General features: G+C 47.2%; 20 protein-coding genes and 2 tRNA genes. 5 read left to right on the top strand and 17 right to left on the bottom strand.

Annotated elements, in window-relative coordinates:
- Nucleotides 1–198: 198 nt before the first annotated feature.
- Together AC6RGY_RS14100 and AC6RGY_RS14105 are read right to left on the bottom strand one after the other, a co-directional pair.
- Complete coding sequence (locus tag AC6RGY_RS14100; RefSeq protein ID WP_499863983.1) at nt 199–2,253, bottom strand: SBBP repeat-containing protein; 2,055 nt, start codon at nt 2,251–2,253, stop codon at nt 199–201.
- A 301-nt stretch (nt 2,254–2,554) separates the two neighbouring features.
- Nucleotides 2,555–2,631: transfer RNA gene (locus AC6RGY_RS14105), tRNA-Pro, on the bottom strand.
- Nucleotides 2,632–3,068: 437 nt separating this feature from the next.
- Between AC6RGY_RS14105 and AC6RGY_RS14110 the strand changes: the two genes are divergently transcribed.
- Nucleotides 3,069–3,443 carry a DUF3888 domain-containing protein gene (locus AC6RGY_RS14110; RefSeq protein ID WP_499863986.1) on the top strand — a complete coding sequence of 125 codons (375 nt, stop codon included), beginning with the start codon at nt 3,069–3,071 and terminating at the stop codon, nt 3,441–3,443.
- A gap of 163 nt (nt 3,444–3,606) precedes the next feature.
- A complete protein-coding gene (locus tag AC6RGY_RS14115; RefSeq protein ID WP_499863988.1) occupies nt 3,607–3,927 on the top strand; it encodes a hypothetical protein in 321 nt (106 codons plus the stop codon).
- A 197-nt stretch (nt 3,928–4,124) separates the two neighbouring features.
- Here AC6RGY_RS14115 and AC6RGY_RS14120 read toward each other — a convergent pair.
- A tRNA-Leu gene (locus AC6RGY_RS14120) sits at nt 4,125–4,209 on the bottom strand.
- Nucleotides 4,210–4,521: 312 nt separating this feature from the next.
- Nucleotides 4,522–5,502 carry a LacI family DNA-binding transcriptional regulator gene (locus AC6RGY_RS14125; RefSeq protein WP_499863990.1) on the bottom strand — a complete coding sequence of 327 codons (981 nt, stop codon included), beginning with the start codon at nt 5,500–5,502 and terminating at the stop codon, nt 4,522–4,524.
- 285 nt (nt 5,503–5,787) lie between these two features.
- Between AC6RGY_RS14125 and AC6RGY_RS14130 the strand changes: the two genes are divergently transcribed.
- The gene (locus AC6RGY_RS14130) at nt 5,788–6,120 is read left to right on the top strand and encodes a hypothetical protein (RefSeq protein WP_499863992.1); all 333 of its coding nucleotides are present in this window, start codon (nt 5,788–5,790) and stop codon (nt 6,118–6,120) included.
- Between the two features lie 116 nt (nt 6,121–6,236).
- Here AC6RGY_RS14130 and AC6RGY_RS14135 read toward each other — a convergent pair whose 3' ends face one another.
- The 11 genes from AC6RGY_RS14135 to AC6RGY_RS14185 all read right to left on the bottom strand — a co-directional run bounded on the left by AC6RGY_RS14135 (nt 6,237) and on the right by AC6RGY_RS14185 (nt 14,692).
- On the bottom strand, nt 6,237–6,632 hold the full coding sequence (locus AC6RGY_RS14135; RefSeq protein WP_499863994.1) for a thioesterase family protein: 396 nt from the start codon (nt 6,630–6,632) through the stop codon (nt 6,237–6,239).
- Nucleotides 6,633–6,684: 52 nt separating this feature from the next.
- On the bottom strand, nt 6,685–8,178 hold the full coding sequence (locus AC6RGY_RS14140) for an aldehyde dehydrogenase family protein (RefSeq protein ID WP_499863996.1): 1,494 nt from the start codon (nt 8,176–8,178) through the stop codon (nt 6,685–6,687).
- Nucleotides 8,179–8,248: 70 nt separating this feature from the next.
- The gene (locus tag AC6RGY_RS14145) at nt 8,249–9,454 is read right to left on the bottom strand and encodes a thiolase family protein (protein WP_499863998.1); all 1,206 of its coding nucleotides are present in this window, start codon (nt 9,452–9,454) and stop codon (nt 8,249–8,251) included.
- Nucleotides 9,447–10,193 carry a 3-hydroxyacyl-CoA dehydrogenase family protein gene (locus AC6RGY_RS14150; protein WP_499864000.1) on the bottom strand — a complete coding sequence of 249 codons (747 nt, stop codon included), beginning with the start codon at nt 10,191–10,193 and terminating at the stop codon, nt 9,447–9,449. Before AC6RGY_RS14150 ends, AC6RGY_RS14145 begins: the two co-directional genes overlap by 8 nt.
- The gene (locus AC6RGY_RS14155) at nt 10,183–11,040 is read right to left on the bottom strand and encodes a 3-hydroxyacyl-CoA dehydrogenase family protein (RefSeq protein WP_499864001.1); all 858 of its coding nucleotides are present in this window, start codon (nt 11,038–11,040) and stop codon (nt 10,183–10,185) included. The genes AC6RGY_RS14150 and AC6RGY_RS14155 overlap by 11 nt, the downstream gene beginning before the upstream one ends.
- Entirely contained in the window at nt 11,037–11,357 is a 321-nt protein-coding gene (locus AC6RGY_RS14160) for an EthD family reductase (RefSeq protein ID WP_499864002.1), read from the bottom strand. The genes AC6RGY_RS14155 and AC6RGY_RS14160 overlap by 4 nt, the downstream gene beginning before the upstream one ends.
- A 77-nt stretch (nt 11,358–11,434) precedes the next feature.
- Nucleotides 11,435–11,893, bottom strand: coding sequence for a 1,2-phenylacetyl-CoA epoxidase subunit PaaD (gene paaD, locus AC6RGY_RS14165; RefSeq protein WP_499864003.1), 459 nt, complete (start codon nt 11,891–11,893; stop codon nt 11,435–11,437).
- 54 nt (nt 11,894–11,947) lie between these two features.
- Nucleotides 11,948–12,736, bottom strand: coding sequence for a 1,2-phenylacetyl-CoA epoxidase subunit PaaC (gene paaC / locus AC6RGY_RS14170; RefSeq protein WP_499864315.1), 789 nt, complete (start codon nt 12,734–12,736; stop codon nt 11,948–11,950).
- A gap of 2 nt (nt 12,737–12,738) precedes the next feature.
- Nucleotides 12,739–13,107: a phenylacetic acid degradation protein gene (locus AC6RGY_RS14175; RefSeq protein WP_499864006.1), complete on the bottom strand. Its 369-nt coding sequence runs from the start codon at nt 13,105–13,107 to the stop codon at nt 12,739–12,741.
- A gap of 14 nt (nt 13,108–13,121) precedes the next feature.
- Nucleotides 13,122–14,093, bottom strand: a complete 972-nt coding sequence (gene paaA, locus AC6RGY_RS14180) for a 1,2-phenylacetyl-CoA epoxidase subunit PaaA (RefSeq protein WP_499864009.1) — start codon at nt 14,091–14,093, stop codon at nt 13,122–13,124.
- 8 nt (nt 14,094–14,101) lie between these two features.
- Nucleotides 14,102–14,692, bottom strand: coding sequence for a TetR-type transcription factor C-terminal domain-containing protein (locus AC6RGY_RS14185; protein ID WP_499864011.1), 591 nt, complete (start codon nt 14,690–14,692; stop codon nt 14,102–14,104).
- 187 nt (nt 14,693–14,879) lie between these two features.
- Between AC6RGY_RS14185 and AC6RGY_RS14190 the strand changes: the two genes are divergently transcribed.
- Nucleotides 14,880–15,632, top strand: coding sequence for a hypothetical protein (locus AC6RGY_RS14190; protein WP_499864014.1), 753 nt, complete (start codon nt 14,880–14,882; stop codon nt 15,630–15,632).
- A 112-nt stretch (nt 15,633–15,744) separates the two neighbouring features.
- On the opposite strand, the gene AC6RGY_RS14195 is transcribed toward AC6RGY_RS14190, so the two are convergent.
- The gene (locus tag AC6RGY_RS14195; protein WP_499864016.1) at nt 15,745–16,098 is read right to left on the bottom strand and encodes a DUF4870 domain-containing protein; all 354 of its coding nucleotides are present in this window, start codon (nt 16,096–16,098) and stop codon (nt 15,745–15,747) included.
- A gap of 146 nt (nt 16,099–16,244) precedes the next feature.
- Nucleotides 16,245–16,829, bottom strand: a complete 585-nt coding sequence (locus AC6RGY_RS14200) for a YdcF family protein (RefSeq protein ID WP_499864019.1) — start codon at nt 16,827–16,829, stop codon at nt 16,245–16,247.
- 282 nt (nt 16,830–17,111) lie between these two features.
- Here AC6RGY_RS14200 and typA point away from each other — a divergent pair, with 282 nt between their 5' ends.
- Nucleotides 17,112–18,947 (top strand): translational GTPase TypA, encoded by a 1,836-nt coding sequence (gene typA / locus AC6RGY_RS14205; protein WP_499864021.1) that lies wholly within the window; start codon nt 17,112–17,114, stop codon nt 18,945–18,947.
- Nucleotides 18,948–18,986 lie beyond the last annotated feature (39 nt).

Below are 18,986 nucleotides of genomic sequence, written 5' to 3' on the forward strand. Positions count from 1 at the left end.
GCTGATATGCCTTGCTCTCCTGCTACTTCTCCTCTTTTCAAATGGGACTATAAGATCTCCCTCCTCCCCATGCATAAACAAAACACCCTCGACTCGAGAGTGTCTCCTGTTTCCTTAGATGCAAGAACCCGCTATATGGATTCGCTTGGTATCTTCAAGGTTCAACTGCTTCTCACCTCTCTCCCTCCTATGCATGCTCTACCCGCCAAACTCGCCTCCACTCGCTCCTCTCAATCCTCTCGGTCCTCTAGGCCCACGCCGTCCTCTCGGGCCTCTAGGCCCTGTGACACCAGCCGGACCCGTAGCGCCCGCCGGACCCGTTGCCCCAACAGAGGATAGTTGCCCTACCTTCGTGATAAAGGCATCCGTACCTCCTCCGCCTTGTGACTGAAATGCTGCAAAGGTGGTCGGAAAATCCGTAGAGGTAGTGCCCCCTGTAATATAAGCCCTTCCTAGAGCATCAACTACTACCGTACCTACACTCTCGGAAGTTCTTCCACCCAAATAAGAAGAGAAGGGCAACCCTTGTCCGGAAAAACTCACCTGTGCGACAAAGGCACCAGCACCACTATCTTGAAACGCATCGGAAGTAACAGGAAAATCGTTGGAACTGGTCAGCCCTGCCACCCAAGCCAAGCCAAACGCATCAACGGCAATTCCTATCCCTAAGTCTGTCCTACTTCCACCAAGATAGGTTGAATAGATTAACTTATTCCCCCCCTTGTTGAACTTGGTGACAAATGCACTACTCGATCCTCCGGGGTTAACCGTTTGAAAAGCATTATTGGTTACTGGAAAGTTTGTCGAAGAGGTGACCCCCGTGACGTAGGCATGATTTTTACCATCAATAGCAATATCAATCCCAGCTGTCCCAACAGCACCTCCAAAATAGCTCGAAAAAAGAAGAGATGATCCGAACGCATTAAACTTCGTCAAAAATCCCTTGGAATTGCCAGCTGAGGTCGTTTGGAAAGCACCTGAAGTAACAGGGAAATCCGTAGAATTTGTAGTTCCGGTTACATACGCATTTCCTTGTTTATCAACAGTAATACCCACAGCAGAATTTACTGAGCCACTCCCACCTAAAAAGGTAGAATATACTAACCCGGTTCCCAATACGTTCAATTTTGTTACAAATCCATTGCTAATGCTTGCAGACATTGTCTGAAAGGCATCTGAAGTTACTGGAAAGTTTGTCGATGTCGTCCTCCCAGTAATGTAAGCATGATTAACTAAATCTAAGGCAATCCCACCAGCAGTATGAATCCTACTTCCGCCAACATAAGTCGAGTACACGAGCGAGCTCCCATTCTGACTAAACTTCGTCACAAAAATACTGTTTGAACCCCGTTGGATCGTTTGAAAAGCACCTGATGTTATCGGGAAGTTAGTAGAGTCCGTATCTCCAGTGACGTAAGCATGACCAATGGAGTCTACGGCAATTCCTTCCCCCTCATCATCCCCAAATCCTCCAAGATAGGAAGAATAGATCAAGGCGCTGCCATCATCATTGATCTTCGTAACAAATGCATCCTCCTCCAGGCTCCTAAAGGTCGTTTGAAAGGCGCCTGAGGTTGTTGGAAAGTTCGTTGAAAACGCTATACCTGTAACGTATGCGTTCCCCTTCACATCCACAGCAATGGAACTTCCTTCATCTGAGTCGGAGCCGCCTAGGTAGGTCGAATAAAAGACCACGGGATCAATTCGCAAAGGAAGTGTAGGATCTACTTCTTCCTCTAATTGAAAGCCAATGTTTTTATTTGGGTACAGGTAAAAGGAGGTCGGAATGGTTTTTTCCTCTGTATCAATCACTTGATAGCTAACCGGTTTTTTCTCACGCAAGACCCCTTTCCCTGTTTGGATGAGCAGATCTCCTCCCCCATCAATTCGAATGTGCTTGGCTCCTTCATAATGGAGTTTGATCCGTTCGTTCATCGCACCAGGCTGAATCATCACATCATACTTCAATTGCTCTTCTTCGCCAAAAAACACCACATCAATTCCCTGCCATACACCTTCGTAGATGACACGTTTATATCCTTGACCGTTTTGTTCTAACCCCTTAGGAACACATCCTTCACACGCATCCACAAAGCGCAAGATCAACTCATCCCATCCATTCAGTGTAAGCCGTACTCCCTCTGGCAGAAACGTATACTCTATCCCTTGGCCTTCTGCAACAAAAGCATCGCTTGCCCTTCCATACCCTTCACACACCTCGAACTGCAACCCCGCCTTCCGTACACTCCTCATCCCATATCCCTCCATTGGATTGAACGATGATGTAGTATCCTATGATGCAACATCCAACCGGAGTGCAAGCAGAATTACAAAATTTCTTCATTCGCTACCGACTGATTCACGAAGGGTAGGTCACCTTGCTATCCGTATGACACTAGCAGACTTGTCTCTGTAATCCCCAAGTAAAAGAGATAAAAACTGATTTTTTGCATTTTTATTGATAGGTGAGAGCATCTCCATACATTTATGTTTGCAATTCGTTTGTAATTTTGACGGAAAATAAAAAAACAAGCCCTCAAAGGCTTGTCCTGTGTGGTCGGGACGACAGGATTCGAACCTGCGACCCCCTGGTCCCAAACCAGGTGCTCTACCAAGCTGAGCCACGTCCCGTTATGAAAAGCTTGTGTCTGTCGGTGTTTCGTGTTTGTCTCTCTCGCCGACAAGATTTATTATATGACAGACTGCTATACAAAGTCAACGGTTTTTTTTATTTTATACGAAAAAAGTTTTCTACCACTTGCTCGTTGCCTTTCCCAAGGCAGATTCTTTCGACTGGATTCATTGCTAGGAGTGACGTATTCACTCTTTCACATCTACCTTGCATCTTACACGAACCGACACGGGCATTTCACCTACGTGACATTCGTACAATCCTCTTCACCACCAACCGCATATACAATAGCAAGGGCAGGGCTTAGTCAGACGAAGAGAGGCAACTTTCTTCGTCTCCATTTTGCTTTCTGAAGGTACATGCTATCTGAGAATGGTCATCCGCTTATATGTAAAAAATTATGGAAGTGAAGCCAATTATAGAAAGGGCTGGTTTTATGAAAAAAACGGTACTATTGCTCAGTCTAATTTTCTGGTTGATAACCCCTTCCTCTGGATTCGCTGAATCTAGTCACGATTCGCGTACATATCAACAGGATTTACAAGAAAGGGCTTTGATCGAAGCTTTAAGTCCTGCTATCTATAATGCGATAGCTGGGTATTACGGTGAATCAAGACTATTTGATTCAGAAAAAGTAGTAAGTATTGCATCCGATGAAACGTTTGAGAATGTGTATATTGTAAAGGTACAAGTAACGACTTTTATGGGTCCACACAATCCCCCTTATGGCAAAGAAACAGTCACCCTTCGTGTAAAATTCCCTGGCATCACCGTTGATCATTTCACTCACGAAGAGGAGTCAAAGCTTTAATCATAGATATTTGCATCTTCGACAAGTCACTTTTCATCCTCTCCTTCCTCCGCCATTGTTGAATTTTCATACCCTTACACGGTTATCCCTAACAAACTATACACCAAATCCATAAGATAGACAGAGTCAATCGTTATCTCCAACTATGGGAGGTTTAAAGCATATGAGTTGTTCGCCTGGAATTGTCGGGATGTGCAATCAGTACGTTGGAAAGCCCGTATGCTTACAATTAAATGATGGTCGGGAAGTATACGGAGTCATTGATCAGGTCACCGAATGTGGCATTCATGTAACCCCTGTGCAATGTGGCTGTCCTGGATGGGCATCCAGTCGCTCCAGTTACAAAACAGAGGCGAAAACCGCTCTCGGTACAAGCACGGATTTAGAACAACCACAAACGCAACAAGTTTGGTGGCTCGCCGCCGCATTCTTCGTTCCTTTCTTCACCATCCTCGCCCTCACACCTCTATTCTTTTTATGGTAGACATCTATCCCTAAATTCCTTTCACGAAAGAACCGAGACTTTCATAGAGAGTCTCGGTTCTTTTTTTATACTCCCACGCGGTCTGCTTACTTCCGGGGGCGTGTGGCACAAACCGTGCGGTTTTTCTATACATTCATATTCCACAGTAAAAAAAGAGAGCAAAGCTCACCTATGTGAACTCCACTCTCTTTATCCTATGGTACCGAAGGTGGGACTCGAACCCACACTCCCGAGGGAACACGATTTTGAGTCGTGCGCGTCTGCCAATTCCGCCACTTCGGCTTGCTATATTCAGCTTGTCGATAGCTTATAACCTAAGCTCGGTGCTACCTGCGCATGGTGTTGTTCTCGCGCTGACAATTACTAATATACTACGATCTCTCTCTTCTCGTCAAGCTAAATATAAAAGACGAAATAATTTATCTTTACAAATTGAAACGTTCGAGCTGGCTCAAGTCCAGATCGAACGAGAATAAACCACTTGTAGAATCCTCTCTACCCCACTTGCCTTCGCTGCCACTCCGAAGTCCCAATACCCATATGAAACTTCCTAGTAGGATTTTAAGCTGCTGATTCTACTCCATCCTTTCCACATCAGGTCGATTCGCGCACAACCAAGTTCCCTTCCAATTCGTAGGTATAAGAGGAAGCAAAGTCTCTCCCCTCAATCTTTTGGATCAAAATCGTAACCGCCACTTGCCCCATTTCTTCAATAGGTTGTGCTACGGTTGTTAGAGAAGGTTCCACCATAATCCCCAAGTCTATTCCATCAAACCCGCAAACCGCTATATCTTCCGGTACTCGCTTTCCTAACTTCTTCAACATCTTCAGCACACCGATCGCCATCCAATCGTTTGCGACAAACAAGCCATCAATCATAGGGTATTTCTCTAACATCGTATGTACGGCTCTCATTCCTCCAGCTAGTGTGAGATCTCCCGTTACAATGCGGTGATCAGAAATCATCTCACAATAAGCCTGTTGCCTCTCTTTTGCAGGGAGAATCGTCTCGGGTCCTGCTATATGACCGATCGCTTGACTTCCAATATCCAATAGGTGTTGGACTGCCTTCTTTGCTCCCTTGCGATTATTGGATAGGACCGTGCAGATATCATGATCTCGAATGTGATCCTTCCGATCCAGAATAACCAGCGGAATATCATTCAACTTCATCTCATACAAATCTTCCGGTCCCAACGTATTCGAAGCTAAAATGATTCCATCGATCACATTTTTCTGCAACGTATCAATATAGATTTTTTCCCGATCAGCACGGTCATCGGAGACGCAGATGAAAACCGTATATCCTCGTTGGCGAGCTGCCTCTTCCACCACTCGTGCTAATTTTGAAAAAAAAGGATTCTCAAGGTCAGGGATAATAAGCGCTAAGGTTACAGCTTGCTGATTATGTCTACGTTGATAAAACAACTCGGGCTTAAATTTCAACTCTTCCATCGCTTGCTGTACTCGATGCTGAATGTCTGATTCCACGTTTTTGCTCTGATAGATCACCCTTGCAACAATGGAGACAGAAACACCGGCACGCACAGCGACATCATACAAGGTCGCTGTCAAGTCTTTTCCCTTCTTCCATTAGTCTTTGCTAATTTTCGGAGAAGAGTACTTACAAAACGCGCTTACCCTCTCCTCTTTTGCTATCTCCACCCTATTACCCGTAGGCGTTGATGTCAAGATCATAATGTATGGAAAAAACGGTTTAGGCTAAGCTAAACGGGGGATTGCATCCTTCTCTATAGGATTCTAGATACTACCTTTAGAAGGAAATAAGGGATATCTTCATGAGTAAATAAGGGCAGAAAGATTGATCAAATAAGAAGATAAAAGGTGGAAGATGAAATAATGGATAAAAAAACCTATTATGTCTCTTTTCATTCAGGGGAAGCTCCGGTAGAGATTCGGGAGAACCCAGACAACAACGATGCATTTTATGATTTTGAAATCGAAGCCACTCAGGATGAATTAAATGATTTGGAATCCTTATTTGAACGAACGGCCAAAGAAGATTTTGATGGCTTTATTAAATCCCACGCTCCTTATCTCATCCCTGGTCCCTCGTCAAAAGAAGATGAGGACTACGACTATGCATTACAGGGGCTATATCAAAGAATATATGAGCTAGGAACCCCTACGACAAAGGAAAAACTGAATGAGATAAGACTTCCCAAGCAATAAAGCATTTCTTATCCACTGTCGTTTTCGAACAAGCGAAAAAGCCACCGAAGCGAATAATGGCGTAAGGACAATGCCATGTATCCACCTCGGTGGTTATTTATTAATAAACTGATGGCTTAGGACTCCATTTCTTTCATTTTTGCCTCGATCTCCGTTTTAGGTAAGATCCCCTGAGTAAAACGAGCAGTCCCGACCAATGCACGATCGTGCTTTGCCTCTACCGTACATACCACACGACGAGGCGATACCTCGATGGCTTCCGCTACAAAAGTGACTCGCTTTCCCACCGGAGCGGGTGCATGATGCACGACATCAATCTTGGCACCTATTCCTTCTTCATGATCTTCAAGATAAGGAAGAATCACTTCGCGCCCCACCCACTCCATGTAATACACCATGGTAACAGTAGATAGGGCCGGATGAACCTGCTTTCCACCGAAGGAAGCCACCATATCCTCTGTTACGATTATGCTCATTTGTTTTCGTATCCCTGGTTCCAATCCTGGTTTCAATCGGACTTCCTCCTCGCTCATGGTCCTAGAAGTCATAGCGATACAACTTGACTTACACTCCAAATGGGTTGATTGGCTTGGGTCCCACATAGGAGAGAACGCTCTTCGTTTCACTATACAAGTCCAGCGACTCAATCGCCAATTCTCGTCCAAAGCCGGATTGCTTGTAGCCACCAAAAGGCAATCCTGGCATCGCGGAGAAAGGTGTGTTAACCATGATAACACCCGCTTTTAATTGCTCAGTGACCCGATGAGCACGGGCAAAATCTTGCGTCCATACAGCCGCTGCCAAGCCATACTTTGTTTCGTTCGCCAATTGGATCGCTTCCTGCTCATCACGAAACTTCATGATCATCACCACAGGACCGAAAATCTCTTCTTGTGCCGCTTTCATCTGGTTATGTCCATCGACGATCACCGTGGGCTCATACCAATGCCCTTCTGCAAAGGCCTCTCCTTCCGGTCGTTTCCCCCCACACAAAATGCGCGCTCCCTCTTCTTTGGCTGACTGAACATACGAATCGATCGTATCGCACTGTGCAGCGGAGATAATCGCGCCTACATGAGTCGTCTTTTCCAGTGGATCGCCCAGGGTAAGCTTCTTCGTCTTCTCTACAAACCGCTCGACAAAGGACTCATAAATCGACTCATGTATAAACAAACGAGAGCGCGCTTCACACGACTGACCTGTATTATAAAAAATACCAAAGAGCGCACCATCGACAGCTGCTTCCAAGTCCGCATCAGCAAATACAAGATTGGGAGATTTCCCACCCAGCTCCAGTGTGACACGCTTTAACGATTCAGATGCATTTTTCATAATATTTTTTCCTGTATTGGTTTCGCCGGTGAACGCTACTTTATCTACCCCTGGATGCTCCGTTAAGTAGGCCCCTATATCCGCTCCACTACCGGTTATAACGTTCACAACACCATCGGGAACACCCGCTTCCTTACAGATATCAGCTAACATATAGGCCGTAAGCGGGGTCAGACTGGCCGGCTTTAACACAATCGTACAGCCTGCCGCTAACGCCGGTGCCACCTTCCACGCTGCCATCATGAGAGGGTAGTTCCAAGGGATTATCTGTGCGCACACACCGACAGGCTCTTTCTTCGAGTAATGGAAAAATCCATTGGGAACGGGCTTCGTTTGACCAGATATGGTATGAACGGCACCTGCATACAACTCAAAGTCATCAATGGCTTGCTTCACTTGCCCTTGAGCCGCTGATAATGCCTTCCCGCTATTAAGCACTTCCAACTCACATAACTCTGAAAACCGCTCCTGCATAATGGCTGCAATCCGATGAAGAATTTGTCCACGCCGCGAAGCAGGCCATTTCGCCCATTTTCCTGCCTCTAGTGCACCACGTGCCGATTTTACCGCTTGATCCACATCTTCTCGTGTGGCTTTCGCCACCTCCGCAAGGGGTTTTCCTGTGGCCGGGTTATAAGTAAGGAACGTTTCTCCAGTTGAACCTTCCACTTGCTCTCCATTAATAAACAGCGCATACTTTTCTTTCACTACGGAACTTTTTAACATTTCAATCTCTCCTTTTTCAAGATCATCGAATAGCTCGATTATCGAGGAATCGCCTCATAAATCCCTCATCTCAATCTACTCTTTCAATTAATGTCGCAATTCCTTGTCCGACACCAATACACATTGTCGCTAGGCCAAAACGTCCTTGCCTCCGCTTCAGTTCATGCACCAGCGTGGTTAAAATACGCGCGCCACTTGCACCAAGCGGATGCCCGAGCGCAATGGCGCCCCCATTCACATTTACTTTCTCCTCATCCCAATCCAACTCCCGCATCACCGCCAACGTCTGTGCTGCAAAAGCTTCGTTGCATTCGATTACATCGAGGTCTGAACTTTTTATGCCCGTGCGTTCCATTAGCTTACGCGTAGCATGGATGGGTCCTGTCCCCATCAAACTTGGATCGGTACCTGCCACCGCATAGGACACAAGACGTGCCATGGGTTTGAACCCAAGTGTTTCTGCCACCGTTCGATCCATGATAAGGAGAGCAGATGCCCCATCATTCAGACCCGAAGAGTTACCAGCGGTTACTGTTCCCCCTTCGCGGAAAGCAGGCTTTAGCTTCGCCAGGGCTTCTATCGTAGTGGAGGGGCGGATATGTTCATCTTGCGTAAAATCGATCCATTCCTTCTTCGCTTGGGGCACAGTCAATGGGACGACTTCTTCTTGAAATCGACCCTCTTCCCATGCCCGCGCAGCTCGCTTCTGACTTTGTAGTGCAAAAGCATCCTGATCCGAGCGAGTGATTCCGTACGCTTCTGCTACCTTCTCCGCAGTCTCTCCCATCGAATAGGGGGGATACATCGCCGCCAGTTTTCGATTGACAAAACGCCAACCCAAGGTGGTGTCCACCATGGTCTGCTCTCCACGGGGATGGGCCACTTCTGGTTTTAACATGACCCACGGGGCACGCGTCATGCTCTCCGTTCCACCGGCGATAAAGATATCTCCACAGCCCATCGCCAGAGAAGACATGGCATGATGAACCGCTTCCAATCCTGAGCCACACAAGCGATTGACCGTTACCCCCGCCACTTCCTTCGGAAACCCAGCCAACAGGGCCGCCATGCGTGCCACATTGCGATTGTCTTCTCCTGCCTGGTTGGTACATCCTAGAATCACATCCTCCACTTGATGAAGAGGAAGAGAAGGATTCCGCTTGATCAAGGCATGCAGGACATGCGCGGCCAAATCATCGGAACGAGTCAAACGTAAGTTGCCCCGATACCGACCAATGGGGGTACGTACAGCATCCACAATCACCGCTTCACGCATGTTGCTCCCCCTCTTTTTTATCTTTATAAGGATAAAACCCTCGGCCAGCCTCTACTCCCGTTCGACCCGCATACACCATTCTTTTTAGTAAGGAGCATGGGCGGTAGCGATCATCACCCAACTCTTCCATCAGCCCTGTTAGTACCCAGACCACCTGATCCACTCCGATCCGATCCGCCCATGCCAATGGACCATAAGGCAAATTCATTCCCAGACGCATCGCACGATCGATATCTTCTCTGGTTGAGATTCCTTCATTTAGAACAATCGCTGCTTCATTAACTAGCATCGCCAAGGTACGCGGAAAGACCAATCCGGGTTCATCGCCAACAATCTCCACTTCCATCCCAAGATCCTTCCAAAAAGAAAGACCCTCCTCCCATTGACCCCCTGCCTGCATCGGTTGGCTAACCTCCATCATCTGCTTCTCGTTTAACAAAAAAGGAGAAAAACCATATACCCGTTCGGGATACTTCATCCAAGAAGCGATCCGCGTAGCAGAAACATGTAAGACCGATGAGAAAATGGGCACCGATGGAGAGACAGAATGTTCGATCTGTGCCAGTACCGCTTTCTTCTCTTCCACCGTACCGCTGCGCACATCAATCACCGCGGCAACTTGAATATCTTGTATTTTCCCTATCTCCTCCGTCACGAACTGGTATTCATGCCTCCTTAGAAAGGAATACAGTTCTTCTGTGAGGGGACCCTGACCAACCAGCCACACTCTATCTTTCATACTGATAATGCCCCCTTTTGCTCTTCCTTCCCAGTTGTCCACTTTCCACTAGGAGGCGTTGTAAAGGATGGGGACGGTAACGCGCATCAAAGTAAAACTGTTCAAATATGGAGAGTGATGCTGCATAATTGGTATCGATACCAATCAAGTCTTGTAAAACAAAAGGCCCCATGGGAAAGCCCCCTGCTTGAAGCAGTTCATCCACCTGCTCCTTGCTTGCTACCGAATCCCCTACCAAGCGGTACGCTTCAGTATGAAAGGACCGGGCTAACCGATTGACCAGAAAACCGGGTGAATCATCCACTTCGACCGGTTCTTTCCCTATCTCTCGCATCCATTGAATGGCTTGCTCTACTGATGCTTCTCCTGTCTTCATCCCTTTTACCACTTCCACCAGGGGCATCACAGGGGCCGGATTAAAGAAATGAAGACCGAGTACTCTCTCGGGGAAACGAGTCCCCTCCGCAATCACAGTCACAGAAAAGGAGGACGTATTGGTCGCCAAAATGGCCTCTACCGGCACGATATCATCTAGCTGTGTAAAAACCTGCTGTTTGACCTTGATGTCCTCCACAACCGCTTCAACGACCAGCTCTACTTGACCCAGTTGCGATAATGCTGCTAGAGGATGAATACGGCCCAGCCATTCTTCTTTCTGAGCTGAAGTGATCCGCCCTTTTTCCACCCTTTTCTCCAGGCGATCTGCCAATCGTGCGAGTGCTTGCTGTCTCTGCTCCTCGCTTACATCATAAAGTTGGACGAAACAACCGGCACGGGCAAAACATTCCGCAATCCCGCTTCCCATCGTTCCCGCCCCAATCACTGCTATTTGGGCTGGTCCCGTCACGCCGAACCCTCATCCGTCACCACTTCACCTACCATCATCGTGACCAATCGACCGGCAAATCCCATCACATCTTTGGCTGCTGCTCGCCCTTGCTCTGACTTCATTGCCTCTTGTAAGCTCCCTTGATCGGAAAAGTACATATCCGCTTGTAAATAGTACGGTGCTTCCTCTCCCATCGGGGTACCCGTAAAGCGTGTTACTTCAATCTTCTTTAAGCCTGGCATCTCCTTCGCCAGAGGAGCATGCTTTTCAAAATAGTGTTGATCAAACGACGAGACATCCTCCGGTTGTTTGTAGATCGCTACCAATTTATGCATAATTCATTCTCCTTTGTATTATAAAGTGAAAAGATGAAAATCCCCTTTATCCCTACTTCTTTATCCTGCCTCTCATCCTAGACTGGCTTCATCGCCTCGAATGGTTGCTTACAGTGCGTACAATAATAAAGGGAGCGACACGCTGTAGGACCAAACAAGTTTTCCACCTCTCCCTTCTCCTCTCCACAATAAGGACAGGGAGGTGGGGGTGGAACGACGCCTGTTTCCAGTTTCGTTTGGGGCGAAGAAATACCGAAATCTTTCAATTTTTCTTTTCCTGTAGCTGTCAGACGCTCCGTCGTCCACACAGGTTCCCGCAAAAACGTCACATTCACTTCCTCTACCTGCTGCTCCATCAATAGCCGCTCTTTCACCTGTGCACGGATCATCTCCAACGCTGGACATCCCACAAAAGTTGGAATCAGATAAACATGAACAAGTGGACCATCTACTTCTACACGCTCCACTATGCCCAACTCCACCACACTCACCGTCGGAATTTCTGGATCTTTCACATCCTCCAGTGCCTTCCACATAAAAGCTTCTGCTTCTGAGATGGCGATCCCTCCTTTTCTTCTCTCCTCACCTCCTTACCACTCGGCGACGGGATCTTGCTGATACACCTCGGTCATCGTAGCGATGAGGGAGGTTAATTCTTCTGTATGTTCGCCTTCTCGGCCTTTACAACCACCCTTAGGGAGAGGACCGGGCCATGCTAGTTCGGCTTCTTCAAACAAGGGTTGAAGTCGCTCTATCCACTTAAGCTCTATCTCTTCTGAATCAATCGGGATAATCCCCCATTGGATCATCTCCTGATCCTTTGTTCCGAGTGAAAGCATTCCCGTCACTTCCGGCCACAAAACCGTAATGGCTTCCGTCAGCCGTTTCTTCGCTTCTCCTCCCGCCTGGGCGAGCCGCGTAAACAATAGAGTGAAATGAAGGAGATGATAATATTCTTCACGCTTCATTTTTTGCGTCGCTTGTGCCAACGGACGATAACTACTGGCTTGCAATACGTCCAAACAAATATCATCAAATATGCTGAAAAAGAGGTGACGAACCACCGTATGTGCCCAGTCTCCATTCACTCTTTCCAACAAGACGGCATTGCGCCAGTTAGAGGGTTTCCGCTTAAAGACCAATTCATCGGGCAAAGGCTCCCCCAATTCATGCAACAACTCATAGTAACAGGTAGCATGCCCCACCTCATCTTGTGAGATGGAAGCAAACGCCACATCCCCTTCAATATCCGGCGCCAGCCCTAGCCATTCGGAGTCGCGATGTCCGAGGCATAACTTATCGTCGGCCAATTGAAACAACAGCGTGGTTACTGCTTGGCAATAAGAAGGGTTTTTCCGTGCTTCTATTGCTCTTTCCATTCTCACATCGCTCCCCCCTCTCTCCCTTTCCGTTGCTCCTCTCGTTCCTCCTTTTCGATAACAGGCAGGGGATGCTCACGGTATTTCCGCCACAACCGTCCATTCTCTGCATACCCGCGTACTTCACGGTAGCTACGATCAAATGTCCGTGTCAGAAAATCCTTCTCAGGAGGCCGATACGCGATGGCTGTTCGCGGCACAACCCACAAATCGATGGCTTCCTCTCGCCTAAGAAAATTCTCCCTCGCTACTTGCACTGCCAAATCCGTTGAAGGGGCTTTCACACTCCCAACATGAAAATGCGCATCTTTGTGTGTTTTCTGAATAAAAACCTCATAAATTGGGTAGGAATCCTGTGATGTAGCATCCATTCGTCTCTCTCCCCTCACACCAACGTCCGTTTACTTTCTGAACGAAGCAGTGCCTCGCGTACCCACTGCTGACCGGCGTGTGCTTCTTTTCGTAAGGCAATACGCTCTTGTGACATCGGACCTTGATTCTTCACCACCATCTCTTGATGATATTGCCAATCAGGGTCCTGATAAATCCACTGCTTGCTCTCCTCATCATAGCGTAAGGTGGGATCAGGTACGGTTAATCCGAGAGAACGCATTCTCGGAATATACTTATCCAAAAACTGTTGCCGTAATTCCTCATTTGTTTGTAGCCGAATGCGATAATCCAGCATGCGTTGCGCTGCTTTCGTTACTTCCCGTGGACCAAAGAAGAACAAGAGCGGTTCCCACCATCTATCGACTGCTTCCTGTAACATGCTACGCTGTGCTTGGCTTCCCCCAGCAAGCGCCAGAATAACACTTTCTCCATGTTGCATGTGAAAACTCTCTTCTGCACAGATCCGTTTAAGGATACGCGCATAGGGAGCATAAGAGGTTTCCAACAGAGAGACTTGATTGATAATAGCAGCTCCATCCACTAGCCAGCCAATCACCCCTGCATCCGCCCAGGTGTACGTCTTCATGTGAAAGACATTATGAAATTTTACTTTCCCGAGGTAGATATCTGCTACCATCTGCTCTCTCGTTTTCCCGAGTGGGGCCGCCAAATCTTCTGCCACTCGTAATAACAACTGACCATGACCCATCTCATCTTGCACCTTCGCCATCAGTGCCAACTTCCGCCGTAATGTGGGTGCTTTCGGTACCCACTCCTTCTCTGGATACACCCCCATAATCTCACTAACGCCATGCATATGAATCAATTTGAGCAGTAGCTTCCGATACTCATCCGGCATCCAATCCCCTGCTTCAATAAGATCTCCCTCATCAATCCGCTTGCGAAATCGAGCCGTGCGCTCGGCTAGCTCCTGTTCACTTATTTCTTCCTCCCTGATCGTCATTCTCCCACTCACCTCCCTTTGGTTGGGGAAAGTCCTTGTAGCAAAATCTCCACGTATCGATCCGCAATCTCCTCTGGAGGAGAATCACCATCGGGTCGATACCATGCATAGAGCCAGTTTGCAATAGACAACAACAAGAGACGGACATACTTCTCATCTAACTGACGAAACTCCCCGCTCTCCATCCCTTCCACGATCATACGAGACCAGAGCGATTCATATTCATCTCGTTTCCGTTGAATTTGTTCGCGCCGTTTTAATGAAAGCGCTTTCCATTCATGAAAATAAACAGTGGCTGCCTCCAAGTGATCCGCAATCACGTGAGCATGAGCCACCAATGACTGACGCAACTTTTCTTCAGCCGAGCCACTTCCGTAAACGATAGGTGTTAGTGCCATCAAAAATGCGTCTGCCCCTCGATCCGTAATTTCAAATAATAGGTCTTCTTTCGAACGAATATGTGCATACAAACTTCCCGACAACACTCCTGCTTCCTCTGCGATATCCCGTATCGTGGTTCCAGCATACCCTTGCCTGTGAAACAGACGGCCTGCCACCTCAATAATCTGATCGCGTCGGCTCTTTCTTTTCATAGTCATCTTGTGTCTCCGCTTCCTCCGAAAAAAACAAGCGCTTGCTTGTTTTTAGAATATACTCATTCCTCTGTATTGTCAATACAACCAGAAGCACAATCTCTCCCTTGGGGATGTGCTCTTCTTTTTAGTAGAATGGAAATGAATGAATATCTTTCCTGAACCAATCAGGCAAGAAATTGGAGGATCACCGATGTTTACAACAAAGCTACTCGGATCTAAAAGCCACTCACACTCGACAACCCATCCCTCTCCACCTGCTCCCCCTTTTCTTCACAACCTGACCAAACTGCTTTCGGATGGGCTTGTATTAGCGGGTCTTACTGGACTTGGCTATTTTTCCGCCTACCTGAGCGACCTCGCTTACAAAGGTTATTTCGGCATTCCCTCTCTTTATATTGATATTGGGATCAACACCATCATTTTATCGATTTCCATCTTGGTGGTCTGTCTCCTTATTCTCTTTTTTGCTGTCAACAGCCCCTTCATGCAAAAATACGGAAGACACCTCTTCCCGGTCTTCTTGATTACATCTATCGCACTCCTCTTGGCGACCAAGATGAACTTTACGCTATCGTGGTCGAGCCTTCCTTTTTTTCTCGGCCTTTATCTCTTTTATGTCTTTACAGCGTGGCTCTTATTTCATCTTGTTTATACGTATCGCGTGAAAGCAGCACTCGCTTTGTTTTCCTTCATTGTCGTTGCTATTTCTTATTCCAGTGGGCTGATTATCGCACAAAGTCAACAGGAGTACCTCGTCACTCTAGAACCTACTCCACATGTGGTGATTGATCATTATGGTGATTCCTTGATTGTAGCCCCCATCGATATGAAAAGTGGTGAAATCACTCCTCAGTATCGCTTCGTCGATCAGAAATCCCCTTTTGAAGAAGCGCTTGTTTTTACTTCCATGGAGGTTGGACCGCTCACGATAAAGAAAGAGTAGTCCACTGCGATTCCACAGGTCGTCACTTTTATAAAAGTCTATATAAAAAAGAGGAGGGGCAACCTCCCCCACCTCACTCTTGGTTCTTAGACCGTCATTCTCCTTAAGTTAACTAAAAGAAGCGAATCGTTAAGGGATAGCGATAGTTTTTCCCATCGATCGTTTGAATCGAAGCGATAATTAGGTAGATCAAGCCAAATAAATAGACAACCGGCACGAGAATAAACCCAATTAAGATCAGCATCAGCACCGAGGCCACAATGAGATAAATAGTAATCGATAGTTGAAAATTAAGCGACTCTTTCCCTTGATTGTCAACAAACGGGGATTGATCTTTCTTCACCAACCATACAATCAGCGGACCGAGGATATTACCCAGCGGGAGGATCAAATAACCGATGAGCGCACTTAGATGGCATAGCATGCCCCAAGTGCGCTCTTCTTGTTCTGACAGGACCGGACTCATCTTGACGGGTGCCCCCTTACCATGAGATATCGAATCCTTCCCATTTTATGTACCTCTCACTCGTCTCATTCACTTTTTCTTATGGGTGATTAAAGCTTCGACATCCTAATGCAATGTTGTCTCCTTGTCTAACCAAAGGAACCTCTCTACCAGTCAAAGATCGCCCCTTTGATGAGGGCAAGTGATTCCCTCGTTTTGTGATAAGCCATCCACAAAACCTGAGAATGAACCGAAGCCGCTTTTGCATCAATCTGAGCGTTGTCCGCGTATTTTAGCGCGCGGTACATATGATAATCATGTGTAACCAAGTAGGCAGACTGTAGTTGCTCCTTCTCCATCAGCCTTTTCGCATTCTTTAAATTTTCTTCGGTACTTGTGGCTTCTTCCTCTAGGATCAGATCCGCTTCGTCCACCCCTATATCCACAAGGTAGTTTTTCATCCCTTCCGCCTCAGAAATCCCATCATCTCCTAGTCCACCTGAGAGAAGTAACCGATCGGCTTGCCCCCCTTGGTAAAGCTCAGCCGCCATCAGTAACCGCTCTTGTAAAGCAGGGCTAGGCTTTCCCTCCCACAGGGCCGCACCGAGCACGATGGCCACTTCTTTTTTTTCCTTCGGCATGGCTTGATCCTCATAAGTGGATACAAGAACCCACGCATAGGAAAAGATACTGATACCCAGCACGAAAAACACCAATCCACTAATGACCCACCATTTTCGTTTTTTCAGCACAGACTCACATCCTTATTTCTTTCAAAAAATGAAGAAAAACATATTTCAAAAAGAGATTTCTCTTCTATTCTATTGTAAGGGATGGAAATCCTCTCGAACAGAAGGTTCATTCTTTTTTTCTTCCATGGCTCGCCCAGGCCCAGCCTAGCCAGGAACCCATTGCTATGATATAATTTTCTCTTGGATATGTATCAAGATTTTCGGACGGCAATCAACCTCTCAGCCTTGTGCTGAGCGATTTTAATACAAGGGAGGTGGGCGCGCGTAAACCGGCGTGCCTACATGTATATGATCAAACCAACAGATATTCGCAACATTGCTATCATCGCACACGTCGACCATGGAAAAACGACCCTCGTCGACGCTATGCTGAAACAAAGTCGTATTTTCCGCGATAACCAGCAAGTAGACGAACGTGTCATGGATTCCAATGACCTGGAGCGGGAACGCGGGATCACGATTTTATCGAAGAATACCGCCATTACTTATCAAGGGAAGAAAATCAACATTATTGACACACCGGGTCACGCAGATTTCGGTGGAGAAGTAGAGCGTGTCATGAACATGGTAGATGGCGTCTTGCTACTCGTCGACTCCGTCGAAGGACCCATGCCACAAACCAAATTTGTGCTCCGTCAAGCGTTATCCCGCGGACATAAAGTGATCGTCGTCGTTAATAAAATTGACCGTGCCAATGCACGTCCCGACTATGTCATCAATACCACCTTCGACTTATTTGTTGATCTTGGTGCAACCGAAGAACAAGCTGAATTCCCGGTCATCTATACCAGTGCGATTGCCGGAACAGCTGGCCTAGAGCCCGATGAACTCACGGAAAGTCTGGAACCGCTCTTCAAGGAAATCGTTAGCTATTTGCCCCACCCTGAAGTAGCCCCCGACGAGCCGACACAATTACAGGCCACTCTAATGGGATTCGATGATTACAAAGGAAAAATCGTGATTGGTCGCTTAAACAGTGGACAAATTACCAAAAATCAATCCCTCATTCATATCACAGAGGATGGAAGCCATTTGCCCGTCAAAGCCGCTCAAGTCTTCACCCATGAAGGGTTGCAACGGGTAGAAGTGGACGTAGCGACTAGTGGAGACATCATCGCCCTCACCGGTTTAGGTAATGTGGGAATCGGTGACACCATCGCCGATGCGGAAGATCCACGTCCCTTGCCACGCATCAAAGTTGAAGAGCCAACCTTGCGGGTTACCTTTGGCGTTAACACCAGCCCCTTCGCTGGACGCGAAGGCAAGTTTGTTACTTCACGTAAGTTACGGGAGCGCCTTTATATCGAATCAGAGCGCGATGTTGCCTTAAAAGTAGAAGACACTGACTCCCCAGATAGCTTCCATGTCTCTGGTCGAGGAGAGCTTCATCTGGGAATTCTCATCGAAAACATGCGCCGAGAAGGCTTTGAATTCGAGGTGAGCAAGCCCGAAGTCATTTTGAAAAAAATCGAAGACAAATGGCATGAGCCGTACGAATCGGTTGAAGTAGAAGTAAGTGAAGCTTATCAAGGTGCTGTTGTCGAGCTCTTAGGACAACGAAAAGGGCAAATGCAAGATATGCAGCTACGGGATAATGGACTCATCCATTACACCTTCCACGTACCCACCCGTGGTCTGATTGGCTTCCGGCAACAATTCCTGACAGCTACCCGCGGGGAAGGATTGGTTAACACCTTATTCGCCGGTTACATCCCTTACACCGGTGACATTCAAACCCGTAGCCACGGGTCACTTGTCGCTTGGGAACCCGGTGAAGCCAACTCCTATGGTCTCCATGCCGCCCAAGAAAGAGGGACGCTCTTTATTCCTTCTGGTACCGAAGTGTATGAAGGCATGGTCGTCGGCCAACATATTCGAGAATCGGATCTGGAAGTCAATGTTTGTAAGAAGAAACAGCTGACCAACTTCCGTGCTTCTGGTTCGGATGACTCGCTCCGTCTTGAGCCTCCCAAAGACTTATCTTTGGACGACGCGTTGGAGTATCTCGCCGAAGATGAACTCTTGGAAGTAACTCCTGAGTCTTTCCGTATTCGCAAACGGATCTTGGCGAAAAACGAACGGAAACGTGTCGCAAAGCAAGGTGGCAAGAGAGGTTAATGGAAGAAAGATACACAAGATCGTGATCTTCACTTGATA

Source organism: Mechercharimyces mesophilus (assembly GCF_059818345.1).